We start from the raw sequence: 13,091 nt of genomic DNA on the forward strand, positions 1-13,091 counted from the left end.
AACCTCCCTCGGTAATCACATGCCCCGTCAGCGCACTTCTGTCGAGTAGACGACACTTGTTACCAAGTGCCGCCCCTCTAAGAACCGTACGTGCAACTTTCACTGCATACGGCTCAAGCCTCCACTAAGGCATCATTGATACCCAGCAACTTATAACGCAGTCGGGACAGGCTCTTTCCAAGAGTTACGAGCTAGCCTTTTAGATTTTCTCTTCACCAAATATTCTTGGTATTGAGGGTCAAAAGGGGTCGCTGCATTCCTGATTTTTACGTGTCGCTCGATGGGCACTTTAGCTATTTGGAACAGATTGAAGTGACAGTCCATGTCCATGATTTTCTGCCAACCGTGAAATTGCCACTGGCCTTTACGATTGAGAAAATACTTATGAACAACCCAGTCTTTGGACTTGGTTGGATGACGTCTAACTGCCCAGTGCCATAACGCTTGGAATAGTTTGTGGCCGACATACCCGAATACTTGTTTAGCAACACAGTGGCGATAGTAATTCGCCCACCCTCTAAGTTTCGGATTTATCAACTTGATAAGATCGTTAACAGGGATGGTTGCGTGCTTTTTAATAAGTTTACGTAGATTTCTAAGGAATAACAGCGTGTTAGATTTGCTCGGTTTAATGAGCAATTTCCCTTTGTACTTCCTGTGATTGAAACCCAGAAAGTCAAAGCCATCATCAATATGAGTGACCTTCGTTTTCTCTTCGGAGAGGGTTAACCCTCTTTCTGCCAGAAAGTCAGCAATCAACGGTTTGATATCGTTCACTAGCACTTCCTTTGAAGAGCAGGTGACCACGAAATCATCCGCATAACCAATAAAGTTGGCCCTAGCACCCATTTTCAGAGCTGTAGATTTTATTTGTTGCTCTATTCCCGCGAGAGTCATTAGCATCAAGGTTGGAGATATTATTCCACCTTGAGGTGTACCCTCATCGGTATCATAGAACAGACCCTTATCCACATAGCCAGACTGTAACCATTGCTCTAACATACGTTTATCTACCGTGATATTGTCCATAAGCCATTGATGCCCGATTTTGTCGAAGCAAGCCTTAATATCTCCCTCAAGAACCCATTTCGCTGATCGCTTTAGAGCCAAACATTTGAAACACTGACTGACGGCGTCAGCCGTACTGCGATTTGGCCTAAACCCATAGCTATTGAGGTCGGCAAGCGTTTCGGACACTGGTTCTAATGCTAGAAGGTGGAGGGCTTGTTGCGCTCTATCAATCATGCATGGAATACCCAATGGCCTGAGCTTACCGTTCTTTTTGGGGATGTAGATACGTTTGAGTGGTTTTGCAGAGTAAGCCTTGCGGCTCAGTTGATTGACTGCTTTCATACGGCGTACATCTGTGTTCCAGGTGACACCGTCTATTCCAGACGTTTTACTGCCTTTATTCTGAGAGACTCGCTTAACCGCAAGAAGCTTGGCTGAGCGAGAATGAGTCAAGAGCCACTGTAAGGACTTCACCTTACCGTATTTCTTTTCTCTCGTTGCTTTTGCGATACGCATTTGAAGCTTCAATACGTGTGCTTCAACGGATTTCCAGTCGATGGACTGCCATTGAGCGCCGTCAGAAGATGCACTAATCTCTTTCGAGATCACCATTTGCTTTTCTCCTTGAATAAAGTTCTTCAAATTCTCTCGCAATGGGAGACCAGTCGGAAGTGGGCTCACTTTCGTGATCAGACATAAGTCTGTATCTGCATCATTACAATGCAGCTTTCGCTTTTTCCGACCTCCTATACCTGCATCACTATCGGCCACAAAGGCTTTCCCAAAGGGAGTGATACAGGCTTACCCTGTTCCGTATGTTACGTAAAATGTCAGCTTAGATGCCCACTATAGTGCGGAGAGTACGGCGACCACGAAAAAGTACTGTCCAACCTCTTTCCAACTCTCATTGCCTTTTGGCCACAGCGTATTAACCACTTCCGCTGCTTCATCATATAACGCACCTTGAATGGATTCACATACGTTCATCATACTGACTACCTAGCACTTACCCGAATTGTGGTTTTCAGGAGGAACGTCCTCTCACGATTCTTTTCCCACTCAGCCCAACGGCCAAGTTTCGTTACATTGTCCGAGCCGCTGCTTTATTCAGGCTCGTAGGTTCATCTGGTGATACAGATGGTTCACTCGTTAAGCGGTGAACAACGCTTCATACGACCTCAGGTCGCACGAACAATTCTGTGTCAGTGACTTTGCTAAATTAGCATTCAAGAATTACCCTAGATATTGCGAGCCTCCACTGCAGTGGCGGAGCGACAACTCAGCTGAGAAAGGAGTGGAGAATCTTAAATGCTCTTGCAGGGGCGGTCGAAATTAGGTTTATCCACCGAAAAGCAAAAATAACATCCTGATCTGCTCACGTTATGATTGCGTAGTTTCATGGCTACCAAATGAAACAACATTTACATAAAGTGAAAGACCACGCTATTTGTCGTTTCTCCAGATTTGATAACCACTTTCTCGGGTCGCTTTCCCCAGCAAGTGTGCTGCTACCGGAGCGGTAATGAAGATAAACAACATTGTGCCAATCACTCGTGAAATCACCGTGATTTCTGGCATGGCCACCGCCACCGCTAATAACAATGATGCTAAGCCCACCGTACCCGCTTTAGTCGCGGCGTGCATTCGTGTGTAGAGATCGGGCATTCGTAAGATCCCAAGACTTGCGATGAGCGTAAATAAGGTTCCAAGACAAAGTAAAATCCCAACGATAGTGTCCATTACACCTCTCCTTTTCTTTTAAAGATAAGCCTGGCAAACGCGATGGTTCCTAGGAAGGCCACTAGACCGAGTGTAATAGCAATATCCAACAAGGGTTGCTGCCCGCTATCTAGGGTATAAACAGCAATAAAGCCCACCGTCACGAATGAAATCAGATCAAGCGCGACCACTCTATCGGCAAAGGTTGGACCGAGCACCAAGCGAATGAATGCCATCAAGATACTGAGCAGTAGTCCGATATAAGCGAACGTGATGCTCATCTGTAACCAGCTACCGATTTCTAATCCATCAGTCACGCGTCACCTCCAAAATCCGTTTTTCTAAACCGTCTTTGATTTCTCGAATAACCTTTTCGTGATCGGGTGCAAACATCGCGTGCACAACCATGTGCTTCTTATCTGGTGTAACATCTAAACTCAAGCTTCCCGGAGTAAGAGAAACCATGTTTGCGAGTAAAGAGATCTCTAAATCTGACTCAACATCTAACGGGACATACACGATATCTGGATCACTCAAATGGGTTGGCGTGACCACATCCCAGACGACTCTGGCTACCGAGATCACCATCTCGTAACAGAAGAAAAGAAACAGGCCAACAAAAGCACGGAAGCGTCGGAAGTAACTGTTTTTCAAACCAAACGGTTGACTGAGTCGCAACGCCAAAAAGCCAACCACAAAACCAAGAATGAAGTTCGTGCCTGTATAGTTGCCGTTTAGCAACATCCACGCTAAGGCAAGAAACAAGTTCAAAAATAGATAAATCATTGGCTCCCTCCCGATGAATTCAATGCTACGTGTTCAGCTATTTCGCTGTCACCTATTGCACTGTCAGCCAATGCACTCTCTCCAAGAGCCGCTTTTACGTAGGCTTGGGGCTCAATCAACTGTTCTGCTGCCTGCACTGAAAATTGGTAAAACGGCTCGGCTGCCAAACCAATAATCAGACTTAACGTGGTCAACGTGGCTATTGGCACACAATACAATCCTTTTGTGTACTTGTTCATTGGCTGAGTTTTGAGTGTTTGCTGAGGCTTTTTCCAAAACACCTCGTTCCAGATCTTGGTCATCGAGAACACCGTTAACAGACCCACTAAGAGCGCGGCCCCTGCAAGCCAATACAACTCGGTTTGCAAACTAGATTTGATGACAAGGAACTTGCCCCAGAAACCCGACAGAGGTGGAAACCCCGCTAAAGAGAATGCAGGAATGAGAAACAAGAAAGCTAGCCAAGGCATGGCTTTGTAGACTCCGCCTAATTGCCCAAGTTTGCCCGAGCCATAGTTACGCTCGATAAAGCCGCCAATCAGGAACAAATTTGCTTTCACAATGATGTGGTGCACGATGTAGAAAATCGCACCCGCAATGGCGAGCGGCGTGTAGATCGCCAATCCCATGATCATATAACCGATCTGGCTGATGATATGGAAAGAGAGAATTTTTTTAATGTCGTATTGGCTCGCGGCCCCCAATACACCAGTTAACATCGTAAGCCCCGCCACCCACATCAGAGTTGGCTGCCAACCACTTTCTGATAGCGGAAAAATCAAAGTGAACACACGAATCAGCGCATACACTCCAACCTTGGTCAGCAACGCAGCAAACAGTGCGACAACGGCGCTTGGCAATGTATGGTAAGAAGCAGGTAGCCAAGCAAAAACGGGAAACAACGCCGCTTTTATCGCAAACGCGAATAGGAACAGTGCCGCGAGCAAAGTTTTGGTGTCAGACGGAATCAGTGCGGCTTTGGCGTGTAAATCCGCGAGGTTCAAAGTCCCTGTTGCACCGTAGAGTAAGCCAATCGCGAGCAAGAAGACCAAGGTCGATATTAGATTGAGCATCACGTACTTCACTGCTCCATCCACTTGTTGCTTTGATCCATCTAAGATCATCAAACCAAACGATGCTATCAACATCACCTCGAACCACACATAGAGGTTGAAAATATCTCCGGTAAGAAACGCACCATACACGCCGGCCAACAAGATATGCATCAGTGCATGAAATGTGCCGTAAGATGCCTTTTCTTGCAGATCGCCCATGGCGTAGAACACGCTCACTACACCAATAATGGCCGTCACCATCACCATGGCGACGGCAAGATAATCCGCCACAAAAACAATGCCAAATGGTGCCGCCCACTGACCAAACGCCACTGCTTGCGGACCGCCGTTGATGACATCGTGCGTCAACAATGCTGCAATCACCAAAGTCGCCAATGCGCTTGTGCCACTTATCGCATCCGCCAGCGCGTTGTTACGCTTCGCGCAGAAGATGGCGACAGCGGTAAGAAGCGAAATCACTGCGGGTAACGTCAACCAAATCGTCGTCATTCATCCTCCTCAGAACGTCGCATCGCATCAACATCGGCCGAGCCCGCTTCTGAATATGCACGGTAAAACAGCATCAACGCGAACACCAACAAGCCAAAACCAATCACAATGGCAGTCAGAATTAAAGCTTGAGGAAGCGGGTTTGCCGCACCTTCCGGTGGTAATTGTGAATTCGCATCAATCAAAGGCGGTAGTCCGGGCGTTAAACGTCCGGCAGTGAAAATCGCGATGTTCACGGCACTACTCAATAAGATCAAACCGAATAATAGACGCAAGATGTGTCGCTCAAGCATAAGATAGACACCAGCCGCGACAAACACACCGACCACGAGACTCCATAGTATTTCCATCAATCCAACTCCTCATTCACACGTAACAACATCCCCATCACGCCACCAATGATGGCGAGGTAAATACCGACGTCGAATATCAGCGGTGTGCCGAGCGGTAGAATATCTTTCCACCACAAACCGGTTAAGAACGGCAAATTGAAAGCAAAGCTCATCAGGCCAGCCACGAAGCTTAAGAAAATACCAAATAGAGCAATGCTAAATGGCGCGAAATACAAACGATCCCGAACGTACTTTGGCGACTCTGCAAACATCAGTAACGCAAAACCAATTACAGCAATCAGCGCACCGATGAAACCACCACCCGGCTCGTTATGTCCACGCAACAATAAGTAAAGTGAAAACACCAACATCAGCGCTGCAACGATGTGTGCAGTAGTGGCAAAAATAAGGGAATGGATACGATTACGTTTGTGATAGTGCGTTTTCAACAAACTCACGGCAGCGATACCAGCCATCACGACCACGATTACCTCACCCAACGTATCGAAGGCTCGAAAATCAACCAAAATCACGTTGACGATGTTGCGTCCATGTCCGCCGGGAACACTGTTTTCTGCGAAGAAATCAGCCAGAGTGGCATCTAAAGGTTGGGCGGTGATATTGATCAACAACGCCGTTACCGAGATACCAATCACACCAGCTATCGCCGCGTGCAGCAACTTTCGGCGAATAGGATGTTGCGGCACCGTCATTAAGCCCGGAATGTGACGTATCAACAGCACCACAAATACAACCATCAAGGTTTCAACCAGCAATAAAGTTTTCGCGACATCTGGCGCGCTGTAAATCATAAAGACTAAAGTGGTCATAAAGCCCACAACACCAAGCGCAGATACCGCCAACAAACGAGACTTGGTAAAGGTACAGACTAAGGCAGCAGCGATAAGTAGCAGTGCAATGCTTACCTCGTAGAAATTAATGTCCGTTAATGCAGCAAATCGAGCTCGTGGGATCACTAACGGACTGCTTAACAGTAATCCAGCGAGAACAATATAGAACAGCAACACGTAATAACTTAAGCGCTTTTGCTGTAATAACTGCGTTTGCCATTTAGCTAACCGCATCATGCCTGCCATAATTTTGTCGAAAACGGATTCGGCTGTTGGCACCACGGCCCCTTCACGTTGTCCGCCCACCAACAGCCTTGGGTAGACTCGATATAAAACAAAGCCGAGTAACAAAGTCAATACACTCAGCACCAACGGCAAATTCACGCCTTGCCAAAGCTTGGCTGCTTGTGGTGCTGAGTCAGGCAAGCTCGACGAAACCCCCGGAATAACCACATTGTTGTTGATCCAATCTAAACCAAGCACCGGCGCAAGCACACTGGCAATGGCAAGCAACATTGCTGGCAGCCATAACCCTTTACTGGATTCCACTTTCTTGGCTGGCGTTGGATTACCTTCATAAGTCGCGAAGAAAGGTTTCACGATCAGCGCCAACGCCAACGCCACCATAATGACGTTAACCACAAGGAAGATAACGGTAAGGATGACGCTCACCTCCAGACCGGATTTGTACATGTACTCTTTGCTCAAGAACCCGAGTAATGGTGGCACGCCCGATTTCGACAGAGCAGCGATGATTGCGGCTACGAGGCTGAGTATTAACGCTGTTTTCAAACCATACAACATTCGAATGTCACGCGTTCCCGTTGCCTTATCGATATTACCCACCACCATGAACAGCGCGGCTTTGTAGAACGAGTGAGCCAAGACAAACAGCAGCGCGGCCATCATCGCAAGCTCAGTACCCATACCAATCAACAATACCAATTTACCTAAGGCAACATTCGTGCTGTATGCCAGCATCAACTTCAAATCAGTTTGCTTGAGCGCTAATAACGCACACCATATAGCGGTAAAGCCACCAAAAATGCCGAGCGTGTAAAACCAAATATCGTTGTGTGAATAGATAGGTGAAACACGGGCAAGCAAATACACCCCAGCCTTCACCATAGTGGCCGAGTGAAGATAAGCGCTCACTGGCGTTGGCGCTGCCATTGCATTAGGTAACCAAAAGTGGAATGGAAACTGCGCCGATTTGGTGAACGCACCGAGCAAAACCAGAACCAGCGAAGGCAGGAACCATTCATGTTGTGCAATCAGCGTACTTTGCGCGACGATGGTACTTATCTCATAGCTGCCAGCCATTTCACCCAACAGTATCAAACCTGCTAATAACGCTAAGCCACCAGCGCCAGTGACAATGAGAGATTGAAATGCGTTCTTGCGGGATTTATCTTTCTCGTGATTAAAGCCAATCAAAAGATACGACGTTATGGTGGTAAGTTCCCAAAAAACAAAAAGGAGTAGAATATTGTCGCTCGTGACAACACCTAACATCGCTAACATAAACAGCGTCAGATAGAGGTGAAAAGAGAATCGAGACGAATCCCCCTTGAGATATGCCAGTGCATAAATCTGGATCAATGCACCGATACCACTGATCAAACACGCGAACAGGAAAGATAACCCATCCAACTTGAAGCTCAGGTTTACATCTAAACTAGGAACCCAATTCGTTTGCCAACTCACGCCTCCCGGCTCATACCAACTGATGAGCAAGAAGAAAATGACCATGGGTAGAACAGGAAAAATCATGAGAATCAAAGAATGATCTTTTGAACCTGTTGTGTGTTTTTTTCCTATTACACTATTCAATATCGCCATCCATTTCGTTACGTTCACGCGTGTATGGGGACTCATAGAATCGAAGGAAAAAAGCCTTCTCCTGATACTTCATGCTTCAACCACATTGTTGATTTGGGCATCAGGAAGATAATCCGAGCAAGGCATGTGAACGGATTATCTAGTTTACGAAGGCTTTGAATAAGACCGCTAAAATTAAGTCACGATCATCCATTCCAATATAGATAGATCCCACTGGTTCAAATTATTTGCTGTCGAGAACGACATAAGAATGCATGTCACTATGGGAATTGCTCTGGTCAAATAAAAAACTCGACTCTTCATTCACTGCACTCAGTGCGTCGTAGGAGCAGTCTCCGATATCGTTTCTCGGGCATGCATAAATGTGAGAGCGCTCAAGCATTTCAGTTTGGCAAATAGGACATAGTTTCTTCATACTACCCTCCACTAAGAAGTTATTAGTCTGTCGTGTGCACGCTTACTTCAGTATTGCTATTTCCGCTTTTCGAGATCAATTTGTTACTTGATTGGAGATATAAATCCCTCTGGTTTCATTGCCACTAAGGAGCAATTAATTGATTGAAGAATATTCTCGGCAGTATTGCCAATCACATAACCAGAAATACCGGTTCGGGCTAAGGTTCCCATGACCAACACGTCAATCTCTGCCTCATCAACACACTCCGGAATTTTATCGTCCGGTTTACCATGCAGGTGATGAACAACCACCTCACCAGCAATACCTGAGTCATCAATTAATTGCTGCAAGGCTTGTTCGTGACGCGCTTTCTCTTTAGAAACCTCGACAGACAGCTGAGCCTCATCAACTTGAATCCAAACGTGATTGTCGAGGTAGTTCTCTAAATAATGTTCCCAACAAGAGATAATGTGTAATCGGCTATCACAGGTATCCGCAATCGAACGAGAGAGCTCTAACAATCGACACGATAGTGCCTGCTGCTCATCGTTGATAGCCAAGGGATCGACCGCAACCGCAATACGTCGTTTGTCTCGTGGTTTAAATATTGGTCGATGCAGCCATACTGGACAAGGACATTTACGCAATAAAGTCATGTCTATCGCTTTAAAGCCTTCCGCCCCTTCACTGAGTGGTTCAGCCTCTTTAATGATCAGGTCATTATGATTCAGCATCGCTTCTTGGATGATACAAACCGCCGGATTTTCACTGCTTTTAACTCTCAGGGGAAACGGCACCTGCTCTTCAGAAATAGCCAGGTCTTCAAGCAAATTTTTTACGCTCTGCTGAAGCGAATCATGTAAAGACTGTTCATAGCTTTGTTGATATTGAACGAGATCGGTAGGAAAGTCAGGACAGGCAATCAGGCCCGAAACTGGAACGTGATTGTTAGCCGCTATTCTAATCGCTTGACCCAGAGCGTCACTGTGGCCAGGCAGACCTTGTGTTGCAAAAAGTATGTTCTCGAATCGTCTCATACACACCTCCTTGGTTGTTCAAATAGTAGCCAATATCAACACGGCTTTGCTATAACAAACTTGTAACCATTAGTTATCAACATAAACACACAATCGAAATCAGTTGGTTACATGTAAAATAGCAATGAGTGAGTTTACAGATCAACGTGCTCAGACAGCTATATGTAACAAATTACGTCAAAATTTATCGCGAGCTAAAGCAAAAACTTATTCAGAAAGGATGTCGGCAGAAACCCAGAACAGTAGACACCACACTGATTAGAAAATGTAGGTCAAACGACTTTCCACATAATTTGATAGAAAAATGTCCTGAATTGAAGAGGGGCAAATGAGCTACAGTTTCCCCTAAATTAACAATTCAGAGATAACTAAAGGTATGGAAAGTCGCTTAACGTAGCGCCCTGTATTGATGGTGCAGACCACTGAAAAGTATACGTGACCTTCATGACAATATGCTTTTTCAAATATTTAAAAGCATGCTCTATAATGCCTCTCAATAAAAGAAACCAAACAAAGGGTTGGGCTCAACTCAATAATCATCAAGCCATTGTCATGGTGGTTATATTCCGATTAATTCCCCCAGATTTGGCTTACAAACTCTGGATGGTCAATAAACGGATTACGATTCCCTTGAAAATCATGTACCGCCTTATTTCGGTCGATTTTTTTTTGGCATACTGGATCTTCAGAATGCCAACGCTTTAGCATAGTAAGTAGCCAAGGTTCAAAAACAGTTGTATTGGTTCCATCCAGAACGGCATCAGAGCTTGTAGAGTTCCCTTCCCAATTAGCGATTTCATTTTCATAGCGTGTTGCCATGTAGAAATATGCTCTTGCAAAATCACCTTTAAACTCATCAATTGGCTCAAACACCGTACCCACATAACCAAGAGAGTTCGCTGCACTGCCTAACTTAGAACCATTGCTTGATGTGTATGTCGCGCTACTCACCTCACCAAATGGCCAATTACTACGTTTCGAGTTAACTTAGCCATCAGTGGCAATTAAATGGTGACCGTCAGAGTTCATTGGCTCGACTTTCCCACCAAACCAGCTTTTCGGGAATGAGTGCTCACGGTTGTAGCAATCACCTTCTTTGCTGTATTGACCACATTGATCCGCAACCTTAGTAAATTGGATTGAGTCTGAGCTTGAAGGTTTCTCCGAATACATATCGAGAATCGACTCATCAGTGTCATAGTATGCGTCTAGGTCAGCCTCAGACACCAACCTCCAAATAGCGGCGTAACCCTGACTGCTATGATTATCAATAATTTGATATAAGGCCATTTTTAACGCAAAGCCCACTTTTCCTTCAGCGTCTTTGTAATACTCACCTAACACTGGTGGTTCAGTTGGTGGTGCAGTTGAACCACCAATCGAAAATTCTGTACTCTGACTTGCTTGGAAATCACCACCAGATGCCACAACGGTTCCATTTACCGACAAACTGTATGAACCATTCCCCACACTGCAACACATTCCATCTCCATAAGAATCTGAGACTTCTAGGGTGTAGTTACCATCCGCTAAACACATTTCCACTTCATTGATGGTGTTATTTTTATAATCTGAACCAGAATAAAGATTTTGAGAAACTGAGTTTTTGAGAGACCAACTAGTTTCAGAACCATAGTTATCCGTAACTAGCGTGAGTGCGGCACTTGTGTCATTGCAGCTTTGTGTTGGTGGAGTCTCCGTAGGCTGAAAGTTATCTAAATACACCACTTCCGAACTATCAAAACCTGCATCATCATAAAATCGTACGCCCACAACGATATCTTTAGTGCTCGTAGCGCTGTACGAGTGAGTCAATGCTTGCCACTGATTCGTTAAACCATTATTCGAGTAACCCAAATAGCCATCAACAAAAAGGCGAGCTTTCACGTTGCCTTCCGTGTGGTAAACATCGACAGAGAAATCATAAATTTTCCCTTGTTCAACACGTATCGTTTGAAGAAAGTCGGTATTACTTTGAGTACTTGTATTCACTGTTACTTGTGCTGAGAAACTGCCATTATTTACAGGATCGGTAGAGAGCGAAAGTGCAATGCCGGAGTCAATCACACTCCAACCAGATGGTACGTTTCCTTCCCAGTATTCAAAACTTCCATTTTGCATTTGCGCATGCGCACTCGCACTCGCTGAACAAAGTAATGCAACGCCACTTAGTGTTATTATTCTATTTATCATATAACCTTCTGTTTAATTGGATAAAAACCAACTAAGCTTGGAAAGTAATCAAAAAATGAATGGAGGTATACATCACATTTATAAATGTAAGCATTATGGGTTTTATTGATATATGTGATGTAAATCAATGTGACATCGACCTGTTAAATAAAGGAATAGAAAAGGCTGAGCAGATTATCTGACTCAGCCTTTTTACTGTTTAGAGCTAGATCATTTATCGCCAGTGAGCATACCGAAGAAGATCTGTCTCGACTCTGGCGTGTTGTCTCTATGAGTTTCGTATTTTACATGCGCGTTTGCATCAACTGCTTTTGATAGCTTGATGCTCCATAGTGCTTTCATTTGATTTGGTACAATTGAATATCGGACATCGATAATACGCAGCTCGTCTGTTGGGTCCTGAGCGATATAACCATTTGAAAACCAGAGGAAACGTTCTATGTCTTTGGCTTGTTGAGAGTCCGGGTCAAGCCAAGGTAAATCCCTGCTAACATTCAGCTTCGCAATCGACTCTCCGGGATACGTGCTTACCGATGTGCCAACCCGCACTGCGTCTACATGGTAATGAGCCTCTGTTTCGTACACCACTTTCCAAACCAAGATATTCGCAAAGCTTGGTTTTGCCTCTAATCGAATCGGTGTGTGTTGCCTTTCTTGCGCTAATTGCCACCCAATCGCCTCTGCCCTGTCTCGCTGAATCATCCCTAATGTTGGATAAATTAGCGCCCAAGTAAACGCAACACGCGCTAGCCAAGGCGCTCGTTTTAACGTCGCAAACACAAGCAACACTAGAATGGGAAGCGTATAAACAGGATCGATGATTGATATGGTATTCCAAGAAAAACGCGCGTTGGTGAAAGGCCAAAGTAACTGCGTGCCATAGGTGGTACAAGCGTCTAACAGTGCATGAGTACCATAGCCCAGAGCACAAAACAGCCAACTTTGTTTGAAAGAAAGCCCACGTTTTTTTGCAATCAGCTGATGCAGAACCAAAGCGCAGATCAAACTGCCAATGGGAATAAAGAAGAGTGAATGGGTAAATTGTCGATGAAATTCCAAAGCCAACAAAGGGTCACTTTGAGACTTAATCAGTGCATCCAAATCTGGTGCTAACCCGGAGAGCAGCCCTAATACCCCAGCAACAACCAAATGTTGTTTTTTGCTGGCCGATTGTGACAAAGAAGCGCCTAACACGCCCTGCGTTAAAGGATCCATAAATCACTCATTGATAGCATTCCGTTGAATCAAACAAAATACATTTAGCTATAGCGGTGAACTGTTCATAACTAAACGGTTTTATCAATATACTCATGTACATAGCTGTATAAGCATAGACCGATAATCGAGTAGGAGGAGGC

At 45.1% G+C, this 13,091-nt stretch carries 10 protein-coding genes and 1 pseudogene; all 11 read right to left on the reverse strand.

Features of this window, described 5'->3' with window-relative positions:
• Positions 1-150: 150 nt before the first annotated feature.
• The 11 genes and pseudogenes from ltrA to AB4583_RS18825 all read right to left on the reverse strand — a co-directional run bounded on the left by ltrA (position 151) and on the right by AB4583_RS18825 (position 12,948).
• Positions 151-1,623, reverse strand: coding sequence for a group II intron reverse transcriptase/maturase (gene ltrA / locus AB4583_RS18775; protein ID WP_372118754.1), 1,473 nt, complete (start codon positions 1,621-1,623; stop codon positions 151-153).
• Between the two features lie 234 nt (positions 1,624-1,857).
• Positions 1,858-2,001: a hypothetical protein gene (locus AB4583_RS18780; protein WP_162497971.1), complete on the reverse strand. Its 144-nt coding sequence runs from the start codon at positions 1,999-2,001 to the stop codon at positions 1,858-1,860.
• A gap of 453 nt (positions 2,002-2,454) precedes the next feature.
• On the reverse strand, positions 2,455-2,751 hold the full coding sequence (gene mnhG / locus AB4583_RS18785) for a monovalent cation/H(+) antiporter subunit G (RefSeq protein WP_017062422.1): 297 nt from the start codon (positions 2,749-2,751) through the stop codon (positions 2,455-2,457).
• Entirely contained in the window at positions 2,751-3,011 is a 261-nt protein-coding gene (locus AB4583_RS18790) for a cation:proton antiporter (protein ID WP_032545874.1), read from the reverse strand. Before AB4583_RS18790 ends, mnhG begins: the two co-directional genes overlap by 1 nt.
• Positions 3,012-3,039: 28 nt before the next feature.
• The gene (locus tag AB4583_RS18795) at positions 3,040-3,516 is read right to left on the reverse strand and encodes a Na+/H+ antiporter subunit E (protein WP_017062420.1); all 477 of its coding nucleotides are present in this window, start codon (positions 3,514-3,516) and stop codon (positions 3,040-3,042) included.
• Entirely contained in the window at positions 3,513-5,081 is a 1,569-nt protein-coding gene (locus AB4583_RS18800; RefSeq protein WP_017062419.1) for a proton-conducting transporter membrane subunit, read from the reverse strand. The genes AB4583_RS18795 and AB4583_RS18800 overlap by 4 nt, the downstream gene beginning before the upstream one ends.
• Positions 5,078-5,431, reverse strand: a complete 354-nt coding sequence (locus AB4583_RS18805; RefSeq protein ID WP_017062418.1) for a Na+/H+ antiporter subunit C — start codon at positions 5,429-5,431, stop codon at positions 5,078-5,080. The genes AB4583_RS18800 and AB4583_RS18805 overlap by 4 nt, the downstream gene beginning before the upstream one ends.
• A complete protein-coding gene (gene mbhE, locus AB4583_RS18810; protein WP_017068245.1) occupies positions 5,431-8,037 on the reverse strand; it encodes a hydrogen gas-evolving membrane-bound hydrogenase subunit E in 2,607 nt (868 codons plus the stop codon). The genes AB4583_RS18805 and mbhE overlap by 1 nt, the downstream gene beginning before the upstream one ends.
• 567 nt (positions 8,038-8,604) lie before the next feature.
• Positions 8,605-9,540, reverse strand: a complete 936-nt coding sequence (locus tag AB4583_RS18815) for a universal stress protein (RefSeq protein ID WP_017064216.1) — start codon at positions 9,538-9,540, stop codon at positions 8,605-8,607.
• Between the two features lie 570 nt (positions 9,541-10,110).
• Positions 10,111-11,733, reverse strand: a pseudogene (locus AB4583_RS18820) (endonuclease).
• A gap of 210 nt (positions 11,734-11,943) precedes the next feature.
• On the reverse strand, positions 11,944-12,948 hold the full coding sequence (locus AB4583_RS18825) for a metal-dependent hydrolase (protein WP_372118760.1): 1,005 nt from the start codon (positions 12,946-12,948) through the stop codon (positions 11,944-11,946).
• Between the last annotated feature and the right edge of the window lie 143 nt (positions 12,949-13,091).

The sequence above is a fragment of the Vibrio sp. 10N.222.49.C12 genome, from assembly GCF_041475025.1.
Taxonomy (GTDB): Bacteria; Pseudomonadota; Gammaproteobacteria; order Enterobacterales; family Vibrionaceae; genus Vibrio; species Vibrio crassostreae_C.